At 29.2% G+C, this 26,461-nt stretch carries 27 protein-coding genes and 1 other annotated feature; all 27 genes read right to left on the bottom strand.

Features of this window, described 5'->3' with window-relative positions:
• Nucleotides 1–177: 177 nt before the first annotated feature.
• Nucleotides 178–1,545 (bottom strand): MATE family efflux transporter, encoded by a 1,368-nt coding sequence (locus tag I4U58_RS02005; RefSeq protein WP_195929372.1) that lies wholly within the window; start codon nt 1,543–1,545, stop codon nt 178–180.
• 268 nt (nt 1,546–1,813) lie between these two features.
• Nucleotides 1,814–2,299, bottom strand: coding sequence for a LysR family transcriptional regulator (locus tag I4U58_RS02010; protein ID WP_195929373.1), 486 nt, complete (start codon nt 2,297–2,299; stop codon nt 1,814–1,816).
• A gap of 31 nt (nt 2,300–2,330) precedes the next feature.
• The gene (locus I4U58_RS02015; RefSeq protein ID WP_195929374.1) at nt 2,331–2,588 is read right to left on the bottom strand and encodes a TfoX/Sxy family protein; all 258 of its coding nucleotides are present in this window, start codon (nt 2,586–2,588) and stop codon (nt 2,331–2,333) included.
• 12 nt (nt 2,589–2,600) lie between these two features.
• A complete protein-coding gene (locus tag I4U58_RS02020) occupies nt 2,601–3,401 on the bottom strand; it encodes a hypothetical protein (protein WP_195929375.1) in 801 nt (266 codons plus the stop codon).
• Nucleotides 3,402–3,568: 167 nt separating this feature from the next.
• The gene (locus tag I4U58_RS02025; RefSeq protein ID WP_195929376.1) at nt 3,569–4,759 is read right to left on the bottom strand and encodes an aspartate aminotransferase family protein; all 1,191 of its coding nucleotides are present in this window, start codon (nt 4,757–4,759) and stop codon (nt 3,569–3,571) included.
• A gap of 86 nt (nt 4,760–4,845) precedes the next feature.
• Nucleotides 4,846–5,694 carry an acetylglutamate kinase gene (argB, locus tag I4U58_RS02030; RefSeq protein WP_195929377.1) on the bottom strand — a complete coding sequence of 283 codons (849 nt, stop codon included), beginning with the start codon at nt 5,692–5,694 and terminating at the stop codon, nt 4,846–4,848.
• 40 nt (nt 5,695–5,734) lie between these two features.
• Nucleotides 5,735–6,952, bottom strand: coding sequence for a bifunctional ornithine acetyltransferase/N-acetylglutamate synthase (argJ, locus tag I4U58_RS02035; RefSeq protein WP_195929378.1), 1,218 nt, complete (start codon nt 6,950–6,952; stop codon nt 5,735–5,737).
• A gap of 17 nt (nt 6,953–6,969) precedes the next feature.
• Nucleotides 6,970–8,004 (bottom strand): N-acetyl-gamma-glutamyl-phosphate reductase, encoded by a 1,035-nt coding sequence (argC, locus tag I4U58_RS02040; protein ID WP_195929379.1) that lies wholly within the window; start codon nt 8,002–8,004, stop codon nt 6,970–6,972.
• A gap of 157 nt (nt 8,005–8,161) precedes the next feature.
• Nucleotides 8,162–8,367, bottom strand: a binding site (T-box leader).
• A gap of 88 nt (nt 8,368–8,455) precedes the next feature.
• Nucleotides 8,456–9,031, bottom strand: coding sequence for a bifunctional precorrin-2 dehydrogenase/sirohydrochlorin ferrochelatase (locus tag I4U58_RS02045; protein ID WP_195929380.1), 576 nt, complete (start codon nt 9,029–9,031; stop codon nt 8,456–8,458).
• A gap of 151 nt (nt 9,032–9,182) precedes the next feature.
• Entirely contained in the window at nt 9,183–10,409 is a 1,227-nt protein-coding gene (sstT, locus tag I4U58_RS02050; protein ID WP_195929381.1) for a serine/threonine transporter SstT, read from the bottom strand.
• Between the two features lie 323 nt (nt 10,410–10,732).
• The gene (hemB, locus tag I4U58_RS02055; protein ID WP_195929382.1) at nt 10,733–11,710 is read right to left on the bottom strand and encodes a porphobilinogen synthase; all 978 of its coding nucleotides are present in this window, start codon (nt 11,708–11,710) and stop codon (nt 10,733–10,735) included.
• A gap of 28 nt (nt 11,711–11,738) precedes the next feature.
• Nucleotides 11,739–13,241, bottom strand: coding sequence for a uroporphyrinogen-III C-methyltransferase (cobA, locus tag I4U58_RS02060; protein ID WP_195929383.1), 1,503 nt, complete (start codon nt 13,239–13,241; stop codon nt 11,739–11,741).
• Complete coding sequence (gene hemC, locus I4U58_RS02065) at nt 13,241–14,137, bottom strand: hydroxymethylbilane synthase (protein WP_195929384.1); 897 nt, start codon at nt 14,135–14,137, stop codon at nt 13,241–13,243. Before hemC ends, cobA begins: the two co-directional genes overlap by 1 nt.
• Nucleotides 14,138–14,162: 25 nt before the next feature.
• Nucleotides 14,163–14,870: a cobalt-factor II C(20)-methyltransferase gene (locus I4U58_RS14035; RefSeq protein WP_195929385.1), complete on the bottom strand. Its 708-nt coding sequence runs from the start codon at nt 14,868–14,870 to the stop codon at nt 14,163–14,165.
• A gap of 33 nt (nt 14,871–14,903) precedes the next feature.
• Nucleotides 14,904–15,698: a sirohydrochlorin cobaltochelatase gene (locus I4U58_RS14040; RefSeq protein WP_195929386.1), complete on the bottom strand. Its 795-nt coding sequence runs from the start codon at nt 15,696–15,698 to the stop codon at nt 14,904–14,906.
• A gap of 62 nt (nt 15,699–15,760) precedes the next feature.
• The gene (cobK, locus tag I4U58_RS02080; protein ID WP_195929387.1) at nt 15,761–16,507 is read right to left on the bottom strand and encodes a precorrin-6A reductase; all 747 of its coding nucleotides are present in this window, start codon (nt 16,505–16,507) and stop codon (nt 15,761–15,763) included.
• A gap of 49 nt (nt 16,508–16,556) precedes the next feature.
• Entirely contained in the window at nt 16,557–17,282 is a 726-nt protein-coding gene (gene cobJ, locus I4U58_RS02085; RefSeq protein WP_195929388.1) for a precorrin-3B C(17)-methyltransferase, read from the bottom strand.
• Nucleotides 17,279–18,424 carry a cobalt-precorrin 5A hydrolase gene (cbiG, locus tag I4U58_RS02090; protein ID WP_195929389.1) on the bottom strand — a complete coding sequence of 382 codons (1,146 nt, stop codon included), beginning with the start codon at nt 18,422–18,424 and terminating at the stop codon, nt 17,279–17,281. The genes cobJ and cbiG overlap by 4 nt, the downstream gene beginning before the upstream one ends.
• Nucleotides 18,408–19,172: a cobalt-precorrin-4 methyltransferase gene (locus I4U58_RS02095; RefSeq protein ID WP_207743802.1), complete on the bottom strand. Its 765-nt coding sequence runs from the start codon at nt 19,170–19,172 to the stop codon at nt 18,408–18,410. Before I4U58_RS02095 ends, cbiG begins: the two co-directional genes overlap by 17 nt.
• A complete protein-coding gene (locus I4U58_RS02100) occupies nt 19,162–19,743 on the bottom strand; it encodes a decarboxylating cobalt-precorrin-6B (C(15))-methyltransferase (protein WP_195929390.1) in 582 nt (193 codons plus the stop codon). The genes I4U58_RS02095 and I4U58_RS02100 overlap by 11 nt, the downstream gene beginning before the upstream one ends.
• Nucleotides 19,733–20,341 (bottom strand): cobalt-precorrin-7 (C(5))-methyltransferase, encoded by a 609-nt coding sequence (locus tag I4U58_RS02105; protein WP_195929391.1) that lies wholly within the window; start codon nt 20,339–20,341, stop codon nt 19,733–19,735. Before I4U58_RS02105 ends, I4U58_RS02100 begins: the two co-directional genes overlap by 11 nt.
• Nucleotides 20,338–21,489 carry a cobalt-precorrin-5B (C(1))-methyltransferase CbiD gene (cbiD, locus tag I4U58_RS02110; protein WP_195929392.1) on the bottom strand — a complete coding sequence of 384 codons (1,152 nt, stop codon included), beginning with the start codon at nt 21,487–21,489 and terminating at the stop codon, nt 20,338–20,340. Before cbiD ends, I4U58_RS02105 begins: the two co-directional genes overlap by 4 nt.
• 8 nt (nt 21,490–21,497) lie before the next feature.
• On the bottom strand, nt 21,498–22,127 hold the full coding sequence (locus tag I4U58_RS02115; protein ID WP_195929393.1) for a cobalt-precorrin-8 methylmutase: 630 nt from the start codon (nt 22,125–22,127) through the stop codon (nt 21,498–21,500).
• The gene (locus tag I4U58_RS02120) at nt 22,100–23,002 is read right to left on the bottom strand and encodes a serine/threonine protein kinase (RefSeq protein ID WP_195929394.1); all 903 of its coding nucleotides are present in this window, start codon (nt 23,000–23,002) and stop codon (nt 22,100–22,102) included. The genes I4U58_RS02115 and I4U58_RS02120 overlap by 28 nt, the downstream gene beginning before the upstream one ends.
• 4 nt (nt 23,003–23,006) lie before the next feature.
• On the bottom strand, nt 23,007–24,074 hold the full coding sequence (locus I4U58_RS02125) for a threonine-phosphate decarboxylase (RefSeq protein WP_195929395.1): 1,068 nt from the start codon (nt 24,072–24,074) through the stop codon (nt 23,007–23,009).
• Nucleotides 24,075–24,098: 24 nt separating this feature from the next.
• On the bottom strand, nt 24,099–25,088 hold the full coding sequence (gene cbiB / locus I4U58_RS02130; protein ID WP_195929396.1) for an adenosylcobinamide-phosphate synthase CbiB: 990 nt from the start codon (nt 25,086–25,088) through the stop codon (nt 24,099–24,101).
• Between the two features lies 1 nt (nt 25,089).
• Nucleotides 25,090–26,454: a cobyrinate a,c-diamide synthase gene (locus I4U58_RS02135; RefSeq protein ID WP_195929397.1), complete on the bottom strand. Its 1,365-nt coding sequence runs from the start codon at nt 26,452–26,454 to the stop codon at nt 25,090–25,092.
• Nucleotides 26,455–26,461 lie beyond the last annotated feature (7 nt).

The following is a 26,461-nucleotide window of genomic DNA, read 5'->3' on the forward strand; positions in this document are numbered from 1 at the left end:
TTTATATAAAGTTGAATTTAGATATAATCATTTTGTTTTAGATATATTTTTTCGCTTATTTAACTTGAAGTTATAAGTAAATAAAAAAATAATAGATATAAAGCATGATTTATTTTCCTCGCTTTATACCTATTATTTTTTAATTATTCTACTGTTTTCCATAATGTTTAATAATATTTAATTTACATCTATTACTTCTTTTTTATTAAAATATTTCTTATAGATATTTCTTTTATAAGATGTATAATATAGAACAAACATTAAGACTATACTGACAGAGTAACTACTATAAATAACTTTCATATCGTGGAAGTATTGTAATAAAACAAAGCACCATATTACTCTAAAAATACAATGAGCAAATAACGATATGAGCATTGGTTCAAATGTTTTTTCTATCCCTCTTAAACTTCCAATATAGATTTGATTCATAGCATATAAAACATATGAAGGAAATACAATCCTTATACTTTCAAGCCCAACTTTTATAACTGCTGCATCATTTGTGAACAATCTTAAAATATATGGTGCAAATATATTTAAAATAATTATAAAAATAAGAGAAGTATAAACGCTTATCTTCAGACTTATATTTATTCCTTCCTTTACTCTTTCATATTCCTTTGCCCCAAAGTTCTGTCCAACAAATCCAGTTACAGCTAGCCCAAGTGAGAAAAGTGGAAAATATAAAAATCCTTCCACCTTCGCAAAGATAGTCATACCAGCCATAGCCTCTGCACCAAACGAATTTATACTAGATTGAATAATTAAAGATGAAATGCTCATAAAAATTGCCTGTAATCCTGCTGGTAGTCCAACTAAAAATATATCTTTTGTATATCCTCTATAAATTTTGATTTGTTTTAAACTAAGTTTACAATTATCATCCAAAGACATTATCTTATACATAACTAAAAGTGTAGCTAATATTTGCGAAATTAATGTTGCTATTGCTGCCCCTTTTACACCCCAGCCAAAATAAACTATAAATAAAATATCTAATATTAAATTTAATATGCATGAAAATATTAAGAAATATAGCGGGTCTTTTGTATTGCCGAGAGCTCTTAGTATTGCTGTTCCGATATTATATAAAAGTTGAAATGTTATTCCTAAGAAACATATTTTTAGATAGTCTATAGCCAAAGAATATACACCTTTAGGTGTTTGAAGTATATTAATAATAGGTTTCATAAATATAAGACTTCCTATTGTAAATACTATTCCCAATAATACGCTTACTGCAAGTAATGTTGATATACTTTTTTTAAGTTTGTCATATTCATTAGCCCCAAATTGATTCGCGATAACTGCACTTACACCTGTTGATAGCCCTATAAAAAAGTTAACTATAACTGATATTAATAGACCTGTGGAGCCTATAGCTGCTAGTGCATCTGTACCTATATATCTACCTATGATTGCTGTGTCTGCGATATTATAGAATTGTTGTAAGATTTGAGATAATAAAATAGGAATAGTAAACATAAATAATTGTTTAGAAGTATCACCATAAGTCATATCAACTTGGCACTTTGCTTGCATATATAAAACCTCCTTTATATTTAATGTTATTCTAGATAAAGAATATCATTACAACATAATAAGAAGTATTATCAAAAATTTATATCCATGATATAACAAAAGGCATATAACCTAATAACAAAGTGTTATTAAGTCATATGCCATCATCTATAATATTCATTACATATTTAATAAACTCTTCTCCATATTTATTTAACTCCTGGCTTTTGCATTTTATATATCCAAAATCAAGATAATTCTCATATCCTTTAATAGGAATCATTTTTATTTAATTATCTTTATATTCCCCTCTAAACCAGCAACTGCCTATATTACATAGTTCTGAAAACTTTAGAAGTTTTACCATAGCGTGATCACTATTTGTTATAATATCCTCCACTCCACCCTTTATATACTTAAATTTTATATTCTCATCTTTTTTGTCATTATAAAATTGTGAAAATAGTTCTGACATCTTGCTACTTGGATTTGTTGCTATCGAAAATAAAGATTCTCCTTTATTTTGTTTTGAATGGTCTATTAATTCAGCATTTTTTAATATATTTTTTGCATATGCATAGATTCTTTCTCCATCTTTTGAAAGAATTACACCCCTTGGTGTTCTTTCAAAAAGCTCCATTCCTAAATATCCTTCTAATGATTTTATTGTTTTGCTGACATGAGGTTGGGTTGTATATAGAACTTCTGCTGCTTTACTTAAACTACCCTGTTCTGCACTAATTACAAAATACTGTAATTGATTTATATTAATCATCTTCAAGTTGCCCCTTTTTTACTCCCCAAAATTACTTCTTATATTTATTATAAAATTCCTTCAGCTCATCCTTTCTAATTTGAGGCAATTCAGATTTTTTGATTCCCAATATAGCCCCTTCTAAAGCCATCAATCTGTGAATACATGCTGATTTATCTATAGACTGAATTTTTAACCATGCTTTTTCAACACCATAATCTTTTAAATCTTCATATGTATTTATACCAACTTCATTTAATTGACTTTCTATAACCTTGCCTATATTGGGTAGCTTTGAAAGTTCTCCCATCTTATCCCCTCCTTAAAATAATTTTTCTTCTGTTATTTCATATTTAACAGGTTCATATAACTTTAAAACTTCCCAATAAGAATTTTCATCCCTTACATTTGCTAGAAACTCATCAAATTTATCTGATGTATAATTAAAATGTAAATTATATAACTTATCGATAAGATCTTTAGAGTTATAATAAACTTGTATATATATTCGTTCTAAATTCAATTCTCCACTAACATTTCTTGTTACAAACTGACGTATTAAAGTACAACAACTCAAATCTCTATATACTAAATCATTTGGTCTTATCGTATATATTATTTGATCTTCATAACAATTAAATTTTTTGTTTAAAAATTCTTCAAATGAGTCAATTAAAATATCTAGCTTTATATTTTTTTCATCAAATCCATTTTTAGTTAAAATATCATTTAAAATTTGTTTTGCTTGACTAGTTCTGTTTATAGTTGTAATACTTTCTTCTTTATTAGTAGATTTTCTATTTATATTATATCCTTCAAAAATAACTTTATATTCAAGGAAATAAGACATTATAGCATTCCAAAATATATAGAAAACTACAGCCAAGAAAAATACTATTCCAATCCTAATTTTCAAATCTATTTCCATAAAATTTAGGAAATAATAAATCAAATAAAAAATCATAAAAAATGATAAAGCATTAATTATTTTTACTATACCTTTTGATTCAACCTCGTATACTGTACCGCATGATTCACATTTGATACGTACACATTCACTCCCCAATGTTTTAAGTCTAGTTAATAAATCAATCTTACAATTACATTTACTACAAGATTTCATATAAATCCCCCCTTGTTGACTTAAAATTATAACTTTAACTTCATTATAGCATTGAAAATGTTTTCTAGCTGTAAATTTGAACATTTTATAAATATACAAAAAGATGTCCCTAATAAATTCAATTATTAAAGACATCTTCCTTTATTTTTAAAATATTTTTTAATCTATTATAAACATTGTTTTAATATTTCTAGCCCTTTATTTATTTCATCCATTGTTATTACAAGTGGAGGTAGTAATCTTACTACATGTTCTCCTGCTGTTAATATCAATAATCCCTTTTGTGCAGCTATTTTTTCTACTTCTGATGCACTTTGTTTGATTTCAATTCCTATCATTAGCCCTCTACCTCTAACTTCTACAATTTTATCTAATCCCCATGATTTTATTGTATCCATTATATAATTTCCTTTTTTAGCTACATCATCTAAAAATTCTGGTTTAGCTAATTCATCTAAAACAACATTTGCAGCAGACATGGCTAATGCATTTCCACCAAATGTCGTTCCATGGTCACCTGGAGCTAGAACATTTGATAATTTTTCGTTTGATAATATTGCTCCAACAGGAATACCACCTGCTAATCCTTTTGCCATTGTAATTAAGTCTGGTTTTATGTCGAATTCTTGGAATCCAAATAATTTGCCTGTTCTACCCATTCCAGCCTGAACCTCATCACATATTACAACTATATCTTTTTCTTGGCAAAGTTTCACAGCTTCTTCTATAAATTCTTTTTCTATTGGGTATACTCCACCTTCTCCTTGAACAGCCTCAAAAATAAATGCACATATTGTATCATCTTTTAATGCCTCTTTAAATGCCTCTATATCATTTTTTTCTACGTATTTATAACCAGTTGGTAATGGATAAAAATATTTATGATAAGCATCTTTACCAGTTGCCATCAATGATGCCATAGTTCTACCATGGAAAGATTTATTCAAACTAAGTATAGTGCCTCTGTCGCCTTCATATTTTATATCACTATATTTTCTAGCTATCTTCATAGCACCTTCGTTAGCCTCTGTTCCCGAATTACAGAAAAATACCTTATCATATCCGCTAAGTTTAACTAATTTTTCTCCAGCTTCTACATTTGGTTGATTAAAAAATATATTAGAGCTGTGTAATAATTTTGCAGCTTGGTACTGAATTGCCTCTACCAATCCTTTATGACCATATCCTAAAGAAGAAACTCCTATCCCACTCGTAAAATCTACATATTCTTTTCCATCTATATCTGTTACTGTTGCACCTTGCCCCTTATCTATTACAACTGGAATTTGAGCATATGTCTGCATAAAATTTTTATCCCATTTTTCTTGTATATTTTTCACATTTTGTGTTAATTCCATTTAAAATTCCCCTCTTTCAATATATTATTTATTATCTAATATAATTCTTTTGCATCTTTAATCCAGAATTTCAAAACTAATATTTCTTAATCAATTAAAGTCCCCACACCTGCATCAGTAAATAGTTCAGTTATTATTGAATGTCTTACTCTTCCATCTAAAATATGAACTTTTTTGACCCCTTGATTTAAAGCCTCTATACAACTATTTACCTTTGGAATCATACCACCCGTTATAACCCCATTTTCAAATAATATCGGTAAATCTTCTTTATATACATGAGATATTAAACTTTCATCCATTGATGGCTCTTCTAATAATCCTGGGACATCTGTTAAAAGTATATATTTTTCTGCTTTTAGAGCACCCGCTATTGCAGAACCTGCTATATCTCCATTAATATTATATATATTTCCTTCTCTATCAGCCCCAACTGTAGCTACCATAGAAATATACCCTGCATCTAGATTATCTTTTATTATTTGTGGGTTTACTTCAACGATTTTGCCCACATATCCTAAATCTTCTTTTGTAGGTTCACAAATTAACATATTTCCATCTATTCCACAAAGGCCAACGGCTTTTCCCCCTCGTTCATTTATTTTTAGAACTAATTCCTTGTTGACCTTTCCTGCAAGAACCATTTCGACTACTTCCATTGTGTCTTCATCTGTATATCTTAAACCATTTATAAATTCACTTTGAATTTTTAATCTATCTAACATCTTAGTTATTTCTGGTCCACCGCCATGTACAACAACTATATTAATACCAACATAACTCATAAGAATTATATCTTCCATGACTGATTCTTTTAGTCTTTCATTTTTCATGGCATTGCCACCATATTTTATTACCATAGTTTTTCCGCTATGCTTTTCTATATATGGAAGCATTTCTATCAACATTTTTGCTTTATCATCGTTAAATCCCATAATTATTTATCCCCCATTTCAACCTTATATTTTTTAAATATTAACTTCTATAACTACCATTAATTCTAACATACTCATATGTTAAATCGCATCCCCATGCATTTGCCATTTTATCTCCCATCTGAAGATCTACTATAATAGTTATTTCATCATCTTCTAATATACTTCTGGCTTTCTTTTCACTAAATTGAAGTGGTGTTCCATCTTTACAGACCTCGACATAGCCTTTTTTACTCTCAAAAATTATATCTATTTTATTTGGGTCAAATTCAGCACCCTCACATCCTATAGCACATAAAATTCTACCCCAATTTGCATCAGAGCCGAATACTGCTGCCTTCACCATTGTTGATGTTATAACAGCTTTTGATAATCTAGCAGCTATTTCTTCTGTCAAAGCACCTTCTACAACACATTCGATTAGCTTAGTAGCACCTTCTCCATCTCTTGCTACTAATTTTGCAAGTTCTGTGCATATATAGACTAAGGCTTGTAAAAATGTATCATAATTTCTATCTTTTTCGATAATTTTATCATTACATGCTTTTCCATTAGCCAAAACTATAGCCATATCATTTGTACTTGTTTGGCCATCAACACTAATTCTATTAAAACTTTTATTAGTTGCATATCTTAGAGCATCTTGTAATAGATTTTGTTCTATGTCTATGTCTGATGTTATAAATGCGAGAATAGTTCCCATATTGGGGTGTATCATTCCAGAACCTTTTGCCATTCCTCCCACAACAACTTTTTTTCCATCTATATCAATTGATACCGTTATTTCTTTTTTAATCATATCAGTAGTCATAATACCTTCTCTCGCCGCCATATGTCCCCTTTTACTAAGCTGGCTAGCAAGTTTTTCTATATTATCTTCTATCAAATCTATTTTTAATGGTTCACCTATAACTCCTGTTGATGCAACCAAAACATCTTCTGGATTTAAATTTAATACTTCTGCTGTTGACTGTGCCATTCTAAAAGCATGTTCTAATCCTTCTTTGCCATTGAATGTATTTGCATTTGCACTATTGATTATTATCGCTTGTGCATTGCCATCTTGGATGTGTTTACTTGTAACATAGATTGGATTAGCTTTAATTTTATTTTGAGTAAATACCGCGGCTGCATTGCACATAGTATCCGAATATATAAGTGCGATATCCTTTTTTTCTACATTTCTTCTAAGACCTACATGCATTCCTGATGCAGTAAATCCCTTTGCAGCTGTCACACCACCTTTAATAATTTCCATCAAATTTATCGCCCCCTTTAAAATGCTGTTGCCATTGTGCTTAACCCTTCACATTCATCAAAACCAAGCATTAAGTTCATATTTTGTATTGCTTGCCCTGCTGAACCTTTAACCATGTTGTCTATAGCAGAACATATGATTATCTTTGATTTATTTTCGTGAATTGATATAGCACATTTATTTGATAATCTGACGTGTTTTACTGTTGCAACTTGACCAAGTGGTAAAATGTCTACAAATGGTTTATCACTATAGAATTTTTCTAGTTCATTTTGTATCGTATCTATTGTAACGCCTTCAGCTTTATCACAATAAATTGTAGATAATATTCCTCGATTCATGGGTGATAAAATTGGTGTAAATATTATTTCTACTGGTTCACCTGCTGCATCACTTAAGTTTTGTTCAATTTCTGGAGTATGTCTGTGATTTCCTATTTTATAAGGAACCATATTTTCGTTTATTTCAGGATAATGGCTAAGTAGTGTAAGCCCTCTGCCCGCACCTGTCACTCCTGATTTTGAGTCAGCTATTATATTTTCTTTCTTGATTAATTTTGCTTTTAATAATGGCATCAAAGGTAGTGATATACTTGTTACATAACATCCTGGATTAGCTATTACTTGTGCATTTTTTATTTCGTCTTTATAATGTTCACAAAGACCATAAACAGCTTGCTCATGTAAATTTTTATCTATAAATGATACGTTGTACCATTTATTAAAAAGTTTCTCATCTTTTAATCTAAAATCTGCACCCAAATCAACAACTTTTTTCCCCTCTTTAACTACTTGCAGTACAAATTTTTCACTAACCCCATGTGGTAAAGCTGTAAATATAAAATCACATTCTTTTATTACATCTTCATTTTTTATACATTTCATATCATTTGTTATACCTACACTTGGATAAACTTCTGTAATACTTTTATCTACAAAGGAATTTGATCCTATTGCAGTTAATTCTACTTGTGGGTGAGAATTTAATAATCTTATTAATTCTACACCAACATAACCTGTAGCCCCTATTATACCTACTTTGACTTTGCTCATATTCTTTCCAATCCCCTTTTATTAATTTTTATCAAAAAAGCCCCTTGAAATAAATTCAAGAGGCGAAATTCCGCGGTACCACTCTTATTAATAAAATTTCTTAACTCAAGTAATACGTATAAATTCTGTATATTAAAAAAGTCTCTCGGCTAAAAAACCAAGAGACGAATATACCGCGTTACCACTCTCATTGATAAGAAACTTATCCACTCTACTCTTTTAAGGCAAGATTACCTGTTTTTCTACTTAATTCAAAAAACATTCTCCAAAGCTCTCTTCACAATAGGTTTCTTTGCCCAGCTTCCACCATCCCAGACTCTCTATAAATTCTACCTATGCTACTATCTTCTTCATAGAATTTAACATGTTTCATTTTAGTAAGTAATCATATTATAATAAAATAATATAAAACTTTTAATATTCTGTCAATAAATTAATTTTATTTTATAAATTAAATTTTTTCTTTAAGTTCATCTACTGATAAATCGATTAAGGCTTTTATTTTTTTCCTTCTTTCATTTATATCCTTATTTTCTTTTATTATTTTTGCTCTAGCTAGTCCCAAAAGCTCTATATATTCTTCATATGATTCATCATATTTTTCTTCTAGCTCTCTTTTTATTTTCGCCGATAAAGATGGGCTATTTCCACCTGTAGATATACTTAATAGCAATTCCCCTCGCTTAACATATGATGGAACAGTAAAATTAGAAAGCTCTTTATCATCTACAACATTTACTAATTTACCATGTTTATTGCAATAGATTCCTATCTCATGATTTATCTCTTTGTTATTAGTAGATGCTACTACTACAAATGAGTCCTCTATATATTTTTCTTTGTATTCATCACAAATCATCTCTATCTTATCTTTTATTTCATCAAATTCACAAACAAATTCTTTTGAAATTACAGTTACCTTTTTCCCAAAATCTAAAAAATTTGTAGCCTTTCTATAAGCTACCTTACCTCCACCGATTATAGTGATTTTTATATTTTCTATATCTAAATTTATTGGATAAAGCATTTTTTACACCTTTCTATTATTTATTTTATTAAAAATATAAGCATTTAAAAATATTATATCATAGCATTATAAAAGGCTATTAAAAAGTATATTTCAACTTTATAATAGCCTTTTGATATTGTATTGTATTCTAATTTAATTAAATTTATAATTATACTGGAATTTTTCTTCCTTCTTTTCTCCACTCTTTAAATTCTGCTGCTGCAGTAAATAAAGCATCTGTTGAAGAGTTAAGTCCAGTTTCACAAGAGTCTTGTATAACTCCTATAATAAATCCTACACCAACCATTTGCATCGCTACTTCATTTGATATACCAAATAAACTACATGCTAATGGTATAAGTAAAAGCGATCCACCTGCTACACCTGATGCACCACATGCAGAAACTGCAGCTAATACACTAAGAACTATAGCAGTTGGTATATCTACTGTTATTCCTAAAGTATGAACAGCCGCTAATGATAATACTGTTATTGTAACTGCTGCACCACCCATGTTTATAGTAGCACCTAATGGTATTGATACTGAATAATTATCTTCATTTAATCCTAAACTTTCACATAACTCCATATTAACTGGTATATTCGCTGCTGAACTACGAGTAAAGAATGCAGTTATACCACTTTCTTTTAAACATTTAAATACTAATGGATATGGGTTTTTTCTTATATTTAAATATACTATTATTGGATTTACAACAAATGCAACAACTGCCATACATCCTAATAATAATGCTAATAATGAACCGTAATCTTTAAATATACCTATACCATTTGTTGATATAGCTGTGAAAACTAATCCTAATATACCAAATGGAGCAAAACTTATAACCCATTTCACCGCTTGTGTAACTGCATCTGAAATATCAGCTAAAAATTCTTTTGTTCTATCTGAAGATTTTCTTAATGCCAAACCAAATACTACTGCCCAAGCTAATATACCAACATAATTTGCATCTACTATAGCTCCAACTGGATTACTAACTATATTTAGTAATAATGTTTTTAATACTTCACCTATTCCTCCAGGTATTGCTGTATCAACCTCTGCTACTGAACCCAAATTAATTGTAACTGGGAATATAAAACTTGCTACAACTGCTACTAAAGCAGAGCAAAAAGTACCGATTAAATATAGTGCTATAACTGAACCCATGTTATTCTTTTTACCATCTTTATGTTGTGCTAAAGCACCAATAACTAAGAAAAATACCAATACTGGAGCTACTGCTTTTAATGCTCCAACAAATAATTCCCCTAAAAGTCCTATAATTTGAGCTTCCTTAGCAAATGTACCTAAAATAATACCAATTATCATCCCTACCAATATACGTTTAACCAAACTTATACTGTTCCATTTTTCTAAAATTCCCTTCATAAAAACATTCCTCCTTATATTATTTTGTGCACGCGATAAAAAGAAAAAAATAATTCTATTTATCTTTTTGTTAAATTATTCCTATTATTTATTAATAATACATTATTTTCCTGTAAATTGCCATAAAAAAACAAAAAGTCTAAATCTTATGAAATATTTTTTTATTTTTTATATTTAAAATATTAAATAAATTAAATTTTTCATTGCATATACTTTCATTAACATTATAAATTTTAGGAAAAATGTAAAAAAAATCTCTTCTTTTGAAATTTTAAAAGAAGAGATTTCATTATTTTTGTATTAATTTTTTTATTCGTAAAAAATTATTTTTTTGTATTAATTAATTTTGCTATATCTTTTGCAAAATAAGTAATTATAATTGTAGCCCCAGCTCTTTTTATAGACATTACAGCTTCATATATAGCATCTTCACTTAATAGACCTTTTTTAACAGCTTCTTTTAACATAGAGTACTCTCCACTTACATTGTAAGCCGCTATTGGTAAGTCATAATTATCTTTAAATCTTCTTATTATATCTAAATAAGAAAGAGCAGGTTTAACCATTATTATGTCTGCACCTTCTGCAATATCTAAATCAGCTTCTATTATAGCTTCATTAGAATTTGCTGGATCCATTTGATATGTTTTTCTATCTCCAAATGCTGGTGCTGAGTTTGCAGCATCTCTAAATGGTCCATAGAATGCTGATGCATATTTTGCGCTATATGCCATTATTGCAACAGTTTCATAACCATTTTCATCTAATGCATTTCTAAGTGCTCCTATTCTTCCATCCATCATATCAGAAGGAGCTACCATATCTGCACCTGCTTTTGCATAACTAACAGCTATTTTTGATAAATATTCTAATGTTTTATCATTATCTACATATCCATCTTCTGTTAATATTCCACAATGTCCATGACTTGTATATTCACACATACAAACATCACATATTACATCCATTTGTGGCGCTATTTCTTTTATTTTTCTTATACCTTGTTGTAAAGCTCCGTTATCGTTATATGCTTCGCTACCACAACAGTCTTTTTTATTGTCATCAGGAACACCAAATAATATTACATGTTCTATTCCTAATTCAACTAATTCTTTAATTTCATCTTCTAACATATCTACAGAGAAGTGATAAACACCTTCCATAGAAGATATTTCTCTTTTTATATTTTCACCATCCACTATAAATAGAGGATAGATTAAATCTTCTTTTTCTAATTTTGTTTCTCTTACTAAATTTCTTAAAGCTTGTGTAGCTCTAAGTCTTCTTGGTCTTCTTAACATTTTGGCTCCTTTCATATTAATAGGTAGCTTATTCTGACATTGACTCTATCATACTTTCAATAGATGCATTTTCTGCTTGTTTATAAACTTCTAAATTATTATCTAAAATAGTTTTTGTAGTTATTCTGCCTATTGATATTATTTTAGTATTAAACAATTTATCTTTGTTTTCTTCTCCAATTAGATTGATAAAGTTTGTTACAGTTGATGAACTAGCAAATGTGATATAATCTAGATTGCCTTCTTCTAATGCTTTTATAGCTTCTTCTTTTTTGCTATCATCCATTACACTTTCATATGTTATAACTTCTGTTACATTAGATATTTCGTTTAGTTTTTCAACTAAGAATTTTCTAGCATTTTTAGCTCTAGGAATTAAAATCTTATCATCTTTTGTGACAATATCTTTTAACTCATCATACAAAGATTCTCCTACAGCATTTTTAGGCTGTATGTCTGGTTTAATTCCTCTTCTTTGGATAGCTTTTGATGTAGCTGCACCAATTGAGCAAACTTTTATATTTGCAAGTGCTCTACAGTCTAGCCCTAATTCATCTAATTTATCGAAGAATATATCTACTCCATTTTTGCTAGTTAAAACTAAATAAGTATAATCTTTAATATTTTTTATTTCATTTTCTAATTCTTTATTATCTTGAACTTTTTCAATTTTTATAGTTGGTATCTCAATAGGATTTCCTCCTAAATCCATTATTTGTTCTACTAATTTGCTATTTTGGCTTCTTGACCTAGTAACCATTATATTTTTGCCAAATAGAGGTTTATTTTCAAAGAAGTTTAACTTTTCTCTAAGGTTTACAACTGTTCCTACTACTATTAATGTTGGTGGTTTTACACCTTCTTTCATAGCAACTTCATAAGCATTTTCAAGCGTTGCTGTAACAACACTTTGATTGTAGCGTGTTGCCCAGCTGATAAATGCTACAGGTGTATCTTTAGCCATACCTTCTCTCATTAAATTTTCACTTATATTTTTTAAATTTGCTACACCCATTAAAAATACAAGTGTACCTCTCATATTAGCTAAGGCATTCCAATTTATATCAGGATTTTCTTTTCCATCTTTTCTAAGATGACCAGTTATAACATGGAATGATGATGCATTGTCTCTATGAGTTATTGGAATTCCAGCATAACAAAGCCCACCGATTGCTGAAGTTATTCCTGGAACAACCTCAAAATCAATTCCCTCTGCTTCAAGAAGTTCACCTTCTTCTCCACCTCTACCAAATACATATGGATCTCCACCTTTAAGTCTTGTTACTATTTTTCCTTCTAAGGCTTTATCAGCTATTATTCTATTTATTTGATCTTGAGGTACTAAATGGTCACTTGATGCTTTTCCAACATTTATAAACTCGCAGCCTTTTTTAGCTTCTTTTAAATAATTTATATTAGCAAGTCTGTCATAAACTATAACATCTGCTTTTCTTATGCATTCTAACCCTTTTAATGTTAATAGTTTATAATCGCCAGGTCCTGCCCCCACTAAGTAAACTTTCCCCTTCATTATTTTTCATACTCCTTTAATACACTTTTTGCTAATTCATATCCTATTTTTTGTGCATCAGCTAGAGTTCCTTCTTTAGATTGAATTACTATTTTCTTTCCGTCTCCATCTCCATAAAGTCCAGTCAGAGTAATTTTTTCTCCATCTACTTCACAATAAGCTCCCATAGGTATATGACAACTTCCATTAACACCTATTAAGAAACCTCTTTCTGCATCTATTTGTACTTTTGTAATATTATCTTTTATAGAATCTATTATTTTTTCAGTCTCTTTATCATCTTCTCTAATTTCAAGAGCTAATATTCCTTGTGCAGGAGCAGGTAACATAATATCTGTCGGTATATAATAATCTATTTTTTCTTCTAATCCAGCTCTTCTCAGTCCTGATGCTGCTAATACTACACCATCAAGATTTTCTGTTTCTATTTTCTTTATTCTTGTCTCGATATTACCTCTTATAGGTACAATTTCTAAATCTGGTCTATGTTTTAATAATTGATATTTTCTTCTTTTACTTCCAGTTCCTATTTTTGCACCTTGAGGTAAATCTTCTAAAGTTTTATAACCTTCTCTAAAAATAAGAGCATCTCTAGGGTCTTCTCTTCTTGGAGAATGTGCAAATTTAAGTCCTTCTGGAAGATATGATGGCATATCCTTCATACTATGAACTGCCATATCTATTTCTTTATCTAAAAGACTTTTTTCGATTTCTTTTACGAATAATCCCTTATCACCTATTTTATCTAGTGGTAAGTCTTTTATTAAGTCGCCCTTTGTTTTTATAATTTTTATCTCAAACTCTATATTTGGGTTATTCTTTTTTAATTGTTCTACAACCCAATTTGTTTGAACAAGGGCTAAATTACTACCTCTAGTTCCTACTACTAATTTCATATTTATCTCCTTAAATGTTTTAAGATTATTTTCTTTTATTGTTTCTATTAACTAATATTGTAGAAAAATATGATATTTTTTCTTGTAGATGAACATCTCTTAAATCTTTATAAACTACTTCTCTTTCTTGAGATGAGTTACTTACTAAAATAGCACTATCTATTAAATCGTATTTTTCTAATTTTTGAACGATTTCTTTAAAGTTCTTATATACTTTCATAAGAACAAAACAATCATATGTTTGTAATGCTGCATCTATTTTCTCTTCTTCCATAGTACATGGTATAACCATAAGTGGATCTGTATCCATTACTAATGGGAAGTTTTGATTTGATGCTATATTTGAGAAAGATGATATACCCGGTATAGTTTCAACTTCTATCTCGTCCATTAATCTTTCCATAATATATACATAAGTACTGTATATCATAGGATCTCCTAAAGTTATAAATCCTACTTCTTTCCCTGCTTTTACATCAGCTTTTATTTCAGCTGCTATAGCATCCCATGATGCCATTTTTTCTACACTATCATTGTTCATTGGGAAATGTCTTTGTTTTATTTCAACAGTATCTGGTACATATTCCTTTACTATTGATAATGCTAAACTATCTCCACCTTTTTTTGGTTCTGGTGTATATAATATATCTAACATTTTTATTGTATTTACTGCTTTTATTGTTACTAATGTACTATCTCCTGGTCCAGTTCCTATTCCATAAAATTTTGCCATTTATATTTCCTCCATCTAGCCTCGTACGTTAATTTATGCTAACTCTTTTTCTAATTCTTTTGCGCAATCTAATGCATGGTTAACAAATTTATCTTGGATTGCTGGGTATTCCCCTAAACCTTGTAAATGCACCTTTACATTAAATCCTTCTTTTTCTAATATAGATTTCCATGAATCTTCTTCATCACTTGCCATATCATTAGTAGCATGGTCTCCCGCAACTAACATGAAAGGTAATACATCAACAGTTTTTATGTTATCTGCTTTTAATTTTTTAACTACTTGCTCTATTTCAGGATATCCTTCAACTGTTCCTATATATACATTCATATCATTGTCTCTAAACATATATTCTAAAGCTGGATAAGCTGCATGACTTTCGTGTGTAGTTCCGTGTCCCATAAATACAACTGCTTCATCTGGTTTAATTATTTCTAGTTGTTTTCTTACAGCTTCAACTGTTTCTTTATAGTCTTCTATTGAAGTTAAAAGAGGTCTACCTAAAGCTATTTTTTTGAATTTAGGTTTAAAACTTTCAACTTGTTCTTTTAATTTGTTGTATTCTTCACCACATATTATGTGTAATGTTTGAACTACTACTTCTTCATATCCTGCATCTGCTAATTTTTGTAGAGCCTCTACTGGATTATCAATAAGCATGTTATCTCTCTTTTTTAATTTTCTAATTATCATATTTGAAGTAAATGCTCTATAAAAATCATATCCTTTAAGATTCTCACTTATCTTTTGTTCACATGCTTCTATTGTCTTCTTTCTAGTTTCATGATAGCTTGTACCAAAACTTACTACTAATACTGCTTTTTTCATCTTTAATTTCTCCTTAATATTTAAATACTCCTCCAATTTAAAAATAAAAATAACCCATAAAACTATACTATTTTTTCTATATCTTCAATTCTATTTATTACTTTTGGGTAGTCAATTTGTTTTCTAGTTATGATTACCGCTGGTATATTTAAAGCTTTGCATGCATTAATTTTTTCTAAAAATCCTCCTGCAACTCCACTTTCTTTAGTAATTAATAAATCTATGTCATATTGTCTATAAGCAGCTATATTAATTTCTTCAGTAAAAGGACCCTTCATAGCGATTATGTTATCTGCATTAAGTCCTAATTCTTCACAACTTTTTAGGACATCACTTGTAGGCAATACGCGCGCAATTAGTTTTTTTCCCTTTATAAGTTCTATATATTTATCTAAATTTTTACTACCTGTTCCAATAAATATGTTATTTCCTTTTTCATTTGCAATTTCACATGCTTGTTCTATATCTTCAACAACATATATATCGTCATAATCTATTTGTTTTATAAGAGATTCTCTTTCAAATCTCACATAATCTGTATTTGATATCTTTGAACATTCAATTGCATTGCTAGATACAATTGTTGCATAAGGATGTGTTGCATCTATTATTTGAGTTATGTTCTTTTCTTTTATTAAAGATACCATATCTTCTATTGTCAATTTTCCTAAGAATACATTCTCTGTAGCTTTTTTGGCAATATCCCTCCCATATTCTGTTGTAACTGAAACCATATATGGTAAGTTCATTTCGTTTAATTTATTGCAAATACCTATACTATCGGATGTTCCACCTAATACTAAAATCATGATATGTATCCTTTCCTTTATGCTTAATAATTTCTTTTTATAATACTAGTTATACTGTATATCCTCTTGGTGTTATCATTAAATCATCGTGGATATATGTTGATTTGTTTCCTATTATAACCATAGTAGTCATGTCAACTCTTTCAAAATCCATTGTATCGAAAGTACATATGAATTTTTCTTCATCTGCTCTTCCTACATCTTTTACTATTCCAACAGGAGTTGAACCATCTTTAAATTCACTCATTATTTTAAATGCTGTTGCTAAGTGTTCGCTTCTTCCTTTACTTCTTGGGTTATATAAACATATTACAAAATCAGCTTCTGCCGCTAATCTTAATCTTTTTTCTATAACTTCCCATGGAGTCATTAAATCACTTAAACTTATATGGCAAAAATCATGCATTATAGGTGCTCCTAATACTGCAGCTGCTCCTATACTTGCAGTAACTCCTGGTACTACTTTAACTGGTATATCTACGCCTTGTTTTGTTACTAACTCAAGTATTAGACCTGCCATTCCATATATTCCAGAATCTCCACTACTTATAACAGCTACTTTTTTACCTGTCTTAGCAATTTCGATAGCTTCTTGGCATCTATCTACTTCTTTTCTCATTCCATTTTGAACTACTTCTTTATCTTGTATAAATTCTTCAACTAATTTTATATATGTTTTGTAACCTACGATTACTTCAGCCTCTTCCATTGCTGCTATTGCTTCTTGTGTCATTAAGTCTCTGCATCCAGGACCTATTCCTATAACGTATATCATTTATTCACTCTCCCTGCCGAAAATGTTATTCCAGTGTATTTTTGTTTTTCAATAATTAAATTTCCATCACTAAGTAAATGTGCACATGGTTCAGCTACAGAATATACTCCTACATTCTTTTTGACCCATTCCGATTTTCCATATAGATGATCTATTTGTGATATTTCTTTTACGGTAAATGTTTCAAAAGGCACATTTAAATAGTTTGCTAAATCTATAATTGCTTTTTCATCTTTTTTTATTTCTATACTACCTATTTTCTTTATAGAATTTATATCTATATTGTTAATTCTTGAAAACTCATGTAGCGATTCTTTCATATGTTGGCTATCAGTATTTTTCTTACATCCAACTCCTAATACAATGTCTTTTGGAACTAATTTTATTATTTTGTCGCTTTTGAAATCTAGTTTTTGCTTATTAGTTACTACGACTATTGTCTCTATATTTTCTAAATCTTTATTATTGTTGTTATGGATATTTAACATATCTTCATATGTTAAAAGTGTAAAACCTCTTGTATCTATGTGATAGTCTCCATCTATAAATAAACCTACGGGCTTGTTGTTAACTATCATAGAATTCACCTTCAATACATTATCTCTGAAGTTTTCTATATATCCATTTATACTTTTTGCTATCATATCTAATGAAGATTTATTGTTTATATCTGTTGCAGTTGTTATAACTGGATTTGCATTTATTAAATGGCTTATATATAAAGTCATTTCATTTGCTCCTCCCATATGTCCACTCAATAAACTTATCACATTAGTCCCTTTTTCATCAGTCACTAATATTGCTGGGTCTTTAAATTTGCTTTGTATTAATGGAGCGATTGTCCTCACTACTATTCCAGTAGCCATAATAAATATAATATATCTATATTTGTTAAATATCGTAGGTATAAAGTTGCTTAATTTTTCTTTTATCCTAACTATATTTTCAATACTTTTATATTGAGTATTTATTTTAGCATTATCATCGTTACTTATGTTACAAACCTCTTGTAACTCTGTAGATTTTTCTCTTTTTACAAAATAAATATCACCTTCATGTAATTTATTTTGCATTTCTAATGCTAACTTTTTTCCATTCTCAGTAATACATATAATAGCAATTTTATTATTTTCTGTATTCATGTTTGAAGTCCTTATCATATAATTTTGAATTATTATATGTAGTACCTAAGAATTCCCCTACCATTATTAATGCTGTTTTCTTTATGTCGTTTTCTTTTACTTTAGCTGCTATATCTTCTAAAGTCCCTTTTACTACTTTTTCATCTGGCCAAGTAGCTTTATATACTACTGCTATTGGAGTAGTTTTTGGATATCCACCAGCTATTAATTTTTCTACTACTTTTTCAATTTCTTGAACAGATAAGAATATTACCATTGAAGTTTGGTGTTTAGCAAAAGATTCTATAGATTCTTTTGGTGGAACTGGAGTTCTTCCTTCCATTCTAGTTATAACAACACTTTGAGATACTTCTGGAACTGTATATTCAACTCCTAGTGCTGATGATGCACCTAAGAATGAACTTACACCTGGTGTGCAGTCATAATCTATATTTAATTTTGCTAAATCTTCAACTTGTTCTCTTATTGAACCATATATAGAGAAATCTCCTGTTTGTAATCTTACAACTGATTTTCCTTCTCTAATTCCTCTTTCCATAACTTCTATGATTTCTTGTAAATTCATATATGCACTATCATGTATTTCACAACTTTCTTTACAATATTCAAGAAGTGCTGGGTTTACTAATGAACCTGCGTATATTACAACATCAGCATTACTTAGTAATTTATATCCTTTTAATGTTATTAATTCTTTATCCCCAGGACCTGCCCCTACAAAATGTACTTTATTAATGTTAGTATTCATTATCTTCTTCTACTCCTTTTTCGCATGAAATTATATATATTGGATTGTGAGGTTTAAAATATTCCCCTGTTCCTAACTTTTCAAGTTTTGCAACATTTAAAACTGTAACATCAATATTTTTAAACCCTTTTTCTTTTACTAATCTCAACATTTCATAAAATGTATCTATTATTATAAAGTTTGCTACAAGTCTTCCTCCATCAACTAGTAAGTCTTTAGACCAATCTATAATTTCTTCTAATTTTTTACCAGTTCCACCAAGGAAAATTGCATCTGCTTTTATATCTTTATCTAATTCTACAGGTGCATAAGCTTTTATTATTTCTACATTATCTAAATTGAACTTTTCTTTATTTTGTTTTACTAAATCAATTGCATCATCATTACGTTCAATAGCTATAACTTTTAAATTTGGATAGCTATATCCTGCTTCAATTGATACACTTCCTGTTCCTGCACCTACATCAATAAAAGTTTTTGCATTTAATAACTCTAGTTTATTTAGAGAAATAGCTCTAACTTCTTCTTTTGTTATAGGAACTTTTCCTGTTATAAAATCTTTATTCTTCATCTAATATCACCACTACATTCATATCAAATTTATCAACTGCTAATATAGCTTCTGGTTTTCCTATTGTTATCTTCTCATTTTCATAAGATAGATTTTCTCCTACAACAACAGTTTTTTTCAGATTTCTTTTTTGTATTTCTCTACTTATCTCATGTGGTCCAATTTTACTATCAGTAACCATACATACCTTTTTATGAGAAAGTATATAATCAAAATCTGGCACTTTCCCATGACTACTTGTAATATAAACATCATTCATATCTACAAATATTCTTGAGAATATGTATTGAAGGGAGCTTATCCCTGAAACTATATTTAGATGTTTGTGTTCTATGTTATTTGAAAGGTATTTTCCAATCCCATATATAGATGGATCTCCAGATGCTATAACAGAAATATTTTTATCTAAGTTATTTTGTATATATTCTAGAATTTCTTTTAGATTAGTAGATAAAACTACCTTTTCACCTTTAAAATCTTTTATTGATTCTAGATTTCTTCTTCCACCAATCACTACATCTGATGAGTAAATAATTTTCTCACCCAATTTAGTAATATAACCTGTGTTACCAGGACCCAAACCTATAATATTTATCATTTGAATACCTCCACTATAGACTCTGCATTATCAGATTTTGCTATATATGATTTGTCCATTCTAAACATATACACACCTACTTCTATATCATCATCACCTAAATGTTGTTTTACTCTATCTCTGCATTTATTACATAAGACTTCATAAACACCTGTATATTCACTATCATCTATTATTTCTACTGCACCCTCAGCTGTCACACATTTATCTATTTCTTGTAAAAATTCTAGTGGCGCTCCCATAAGTGCCAAGTTAGCAATCATAATTTCATTTCTAGCATCAGCGACTTTGCTATGCGTGTGGAATATGCCGGCAGCTATCTTTATAAATTTACCAATATGTCCTGCCATAAGTATTTTTTTATATCCCATACGCTTGGCTTCCATAAGCATATAGCCTACAAAATTACTCATTCTAACTACATATTTTTCATCCAAACCAAGTTCATTTTTTATAAACTCTTCACCGTGGTTTCCTGGGACTAAGATGATTTGGTCAATTCCTTGTGCTCTTTTCATTTCAAGCTCAATAGATAATGATTTTTTCCATCCTTCATCACTCATAGGTTCTACTATTCCAGAAGTACCTAAGATAGATATTCCTCCAACTATACCAAGTCTAGGATTAAATGTTTTTTTAGCAATTTCAACACCTTCTGGCGCAGATATAGTAATTTTTAGTGTTTTTGATTTATCTATATATGTGTTTAAATCTGTTCCTAATACTTTGTGGATTTCGGTTTTAATCATATTCATTGGAACTGGATTGATTGCAGATTTTCCAACCTCTACTTTCAGTCCTTTTTTTGTTACTGTTCCTACTCCTATGCCACCTGTTACATAAATATCTTCTTCCTCATTAATTCTATCAATTATTTCTGCTTTTGCAAAAATGTCCATTTTATGAGTTGCATCGATATCATCTCCACCATCTTTTTGAATAGAACAAATCGCATATTTTTTATTTATTTCTATATTTTCAGGCTTTAAAGTAAGATAAATTCCCTTGGGCGTATCTATATTAACTGACTCCAGTTTTTTTTGAGTAATTAACATATATGTTGCTGCTTTAGAGGCTGCTGCTGCACAAGATCCTGTAGTATATCCTCTTCTATATTTTTTGCCGTCTATATATACATACTCTTCCATAACTCTACCTACATTGCATATAGTATTGCATTAACTATCGCAGCAGCTATATTGCTACCACCTTTTCTACCTTGTGCCACTATATGAGGTATTTCTGTTTGTTCTAATTCATATTTTGACTCAGCAGCACCAACAAATCCAACTGGTACACCTACTACTGCATCTACATTACAACCTGATTTTTGCATTTCCATAACTTTATATAAAGCTGTTGGGGCATTTCCAAGAACAAATATCTTTCTTCCTGTATCTTGCATAGCTAATTCAACTGCTGCCATAGAACGAGTTATACCTTTTTCTTTTGCTAGCTCTCTTGTTTTTTCATCTGCAACTAAACATTTATACTCACATCCTAGTGCATTTAATCTAGTTTTATTGATTCCACTTAAAGCCATATTTGTATCTGTGTATATTGTGCATTTATTATTTAATGCATCTATTATATTTTCTACAGCAGTTTCTGATATTTTTAATATGTCTAAGTATTCAAAATCTGCACTTGTGTGTATGCAACGTTTTATAATTTTTTCTTCTATTTCATTTTTAAATTTATATCCTGGTCTTATATCATCGATTATCCCTTGAATTATTTCAAAACTTCTTACTTCTATCATTTTTGGGTCTTTAATATATTCCATTCTTCTTCCTCCCTGGATTGTCCATCAATAATGTCTGATGTATATATTTTTTTATAGTGTCGAGATATTTCACTATCTCTTAAATATTGTATTATTCTTTTATCATCCATTTCTTTATACATTAGAACTCCAATAACAGTTCCGCTATGGGCAATATTTACCCCATAACACCCAAATTTATCAGAAATTTCTATAATCTCTTTTAAAAATGGTTTTTTGTGTATATTTTCATTTGCCAAACCACTATATGTGCATGCTCTTCCAATTAAATTAAGATCGTTTTTTAATAGACCTTCATCTAATAAATCAAAAGATGTTTTTATTATTTCTTTATTTTGCATCTTATAAGATTTGTAATCTGGCATAGTTCTAATTAGTTTTGTATTTAAAATATCATCAGGCTCTAATATAACTACCTTTGTATCATTTATTCCACCTAGATATTTTTTTACATCTGCTGTAAGTGGATTAAATATACTATGTTGATTGAGTAGTAGAGAATCAGTCGCTTCTATTTTTACGGCTAATTTGGAGATTTCCTCTCCGGTTAAGGTTTTATTCAACATAGATAATGTAGCTTTTATTGTAGCTCCAATATCAGCGGTAGAACTAGCCATTCCCTTTCCAATAGGTATCTGACTTTTTATATTGAGCGATATATTTTTTGTATCTTCTATAGGTATATTAAATTTTTCAAAGACAAGCTCCATAGCTCGCCTTGATTTACTAGGGCCTTTGTTGATTATGTCTTTGCTTTCTTCTAAAGTTGCCACTGAAAATAAATTAATTGCATATGATGATAAATATTCTTCATTGTCTAAAATACCTTGTACAAATTCTCCACAAGATGCTGGACATACTCCATAAAACTTCATATTATTATCCTAATATTTTGTTTAATGATTCGATTAAGATTTTATTATCTTTGTGACTTTTTATTGCCACTCTAACATAATTTTTATCTAATCCAATAAAGTTTGAGGCATCTCTTATAAGAATATTGTATTTTTCAAAAAGCTCTAATTTTAATAAATTAGCTTCGTAATCTCTTAATTTTATAAGAATGAAGTTTGTATCTGTATCATAAACTTTTAATCGAGATATTTTTCTCAATTCTTCTAACATAAACTTTCTTTCGCTTATATAATAATCTTTGCTGTTTTTTATATATTCTTTATCTTTAAATAAATAATTAGATAAATTTTCAGCAAAAGAATTTATAGTCCAAGGTTCTTTGTAGTGATATATAGTTTCTATTATTTCTTCATTGCTAGTTACGCCATATCCTAATCTAAGTCCTGGCATCCCAAAGAATTTAGTTACTGCTTTTAATATAAATAGGTTTTTTGTTTCTTTTACTCTATTTACTAAGCTATATTGTTCTTCATTTTCTACAAATTCCATAAAAGTTTCATCTACAATTAAAAGTTTATTATTTTCAATCATCAAATCTAATAATCTATTTAAATCTTTAACTTTTCCATTTGGATTATTAGGATTACAAACAAACAAACTATCAAATTTTTCTATATTTTGTTGTATTTCATCTAAATCAATGCTAAAGTTATCTTCCTCTTTTAAATGAAAGTTTATTACTTCTAAATCATTTAATTTAGCCCCTCTACCATACTCTGAAAAAGTAGGGTTTAATATTGCTATTCTCTTTTTTATACTTTTCATAAGAAGATATATAATTTCTGTTGCTCCATTACCTGGAATTATATTTTTACTATCTATATTTATATAATCAGAAATGTTTTCTCTTAAATTTGTATAGTTTATATCTGGATAGCTTCTACTTTTTTCTAACCCTTCCAAAACATATTTTCCTAGATTGGAAATTATATGTGGATTTACATTTGAACTAAAATCAATTATATTTTCTTCGTTTTTTCCAAACTGTTTAGCCATATTATTGACATTAGCCCCATGGCCTAAATCCTTCATATGTATCCTCCTTATAATCATTAATTACATGAAAATACAATATATTATCACGTAAAATAATGTGAATACTAGCATAGAAGTTAAAGAAGTTGCGTATAAAATTTTGTTTGTTCTTGCTATATCTTGAACTTCTATTTCTCTAGTTTTATCTCCAATAGTCGGCTTATATACTGTTTCTCCAAAATAAACATTTGTACCACCTAATTGGATTCCTAATGCACCTGCAACTGCACCTTCTGAAAATGCACAGTTTGGGCTTTTATGATTTTTTCTATCTCTTATTGCTATTTTGAAACAATTTTTATAATCATTTCTCAAGAAAAAGTTTCCTATTGTAAATAATATAACTGATATTCTCGATGGAATATAATTAGCTATATCATCAATTTTTGCCGAAGCAAAACCAATATGAAGATATTTTTCATTTTTATATCCTACTGTTGAATCTAAAGTATTAATTGCTTTATAAGTCATTGCAAGTGGGGCTGCAAGTGATATTCCACCAACAGTTAATCCTGCACCAATAAAAGCATAAACTAACGGTGAAATTAAACCATCAACAGTATTTTCTGCAACTGTCTCTACTGTTGCTCTTATTATTTCTTTTTCACTTAAATTTTCAGTATCTCTACCTACTATATAAGATAGTTGAATCCTTGATTTTTCTATATTTCCTGTCTTTAATACTTCATAGATCTTTTTTGCTTCATCTTTTAAGCATTTTGTAGCTAATGTTGTATAAATCACAACTGAATTAATTATAACATAAATTACCATGTTAAAACTTACCAGTTTAATAATTATGTAAGTTATTAAAAAAGTTATTCCTACAGTTATAAACCATAGAAAAAATCCACCTATTTTTAATCCTTTATCACTTTTTGCTACTTTTCTTATAAAGTTTTCTACGACCTTTATTAATTTTCCTATATATTTAACTGGATGAGGAAATGAATAAGGGTCACCTACAATCAAGTCAGTAATATATCCTAAATATAATGATAGTATATTCATCTTATTTATTTCCTTTTTCTAAAAAGTTTGCTATACAATCTAAGTTGTTATAAAAATGAGTATGTAAATAAGTTGCTAAGGTATTTCCACTACTATACCCTCCATCCCATCTATCTATGACTACTCCATTTCTTTCTTTTGTCATTTCGTATGCACAAGGCTCCTCACTATCAAATATTGAATGATGGAACTCATGCCCTTTTATTACTTGTCCCTTTTTAGCTAAAACAGTATCTTCTTTTGCTTTACCATTACAATATCCAAATCGTTTCAATGATGATGTCATTTTGCTCGTTCCTTTAAATATGCCGACCATATCGAACAACTCTTTATTTTGATTTTCTAGTTTTTCGCCTAAATACATAAGACCGCCACATTCTGCATATATAGGTATATTATTTTTATGAGCATCTAATATTGATTCTCTCATTGATTTATTGTCATGTAATTCTTTTGAGAATATTTCTGGGAAACCTCCTCCTATATAAATATAATCAGCTTTTGGAACTTTCTCATCATGCATCGGACTAAAATATTTTATTTCTAATCCTAGCTTCTCTAATAATTCTATATTTTCTCTATAGTAGAAATTAAATGCTTTATCAAATGCTATAGCTATAGATTTATTTTCTACTTTATGTTCTTTTATAAATTTATCTAAATCAAAATTGCTATCTATGTCTTGTGTTTCTGATATTTCTAATATTCTATCAATATCTATATATTTTTCGATTTCATCTGCTAAGTTATCAAATTTTTGCTTTAAAGAGTCCATTTCTACACTTGGGACAAGACCTAAATGTCTAGACTCTAGTGAAAATTCTTTATTTGGTGGAAAATATCCTAAAACTTCTATGCCTGTGTATTTTTCGATAGCACTTTTTAAAGTATTGTAATGACTTTCACTTTTTACATTATTAGTTATAACACCTTTTATATTTACATCAGTATCTAGCATTTTATATCCTAAAACCATAGCTGCAGAAGATGCGGCCATAGCTTTTGCATTTATGACTAATATAACTGGTGCTTTTAACATTTTTGATGTATATGAACTTGTGCAATCATTTAAATCTATTCCATATCCATCATATAATCCCATTACGCCTTCTACTACTGCTATATCAGCATCTTTAGATGCTTCTTTTACTATATACTTTATTTTTTCATCTTCAAGCATATAGGAATCTAAATTTCTAGAATATCTTCCTGTTATAAAAGTATGATAAGAAGGATCTATATAATCTGGTCCAACTTTAAATGGTTGTACCTGTAGTTTTCTTTTTGTAAGTGCTTGCATTATACCTAATGAAATAGTTGTCTTTCCGACACCACTATTTGTCCCTGCAATTAATATTTTCTTCATCTCTACC

Source organism: Clostridium sp. 1001270J_160509_D11, assembly GCF_015667935.1.
Classification (GTDB): Bacteria; Bacillota; Clostridia; order Peptostreptococcales; family Peptostreptococcaceae; genus Intestinibacter.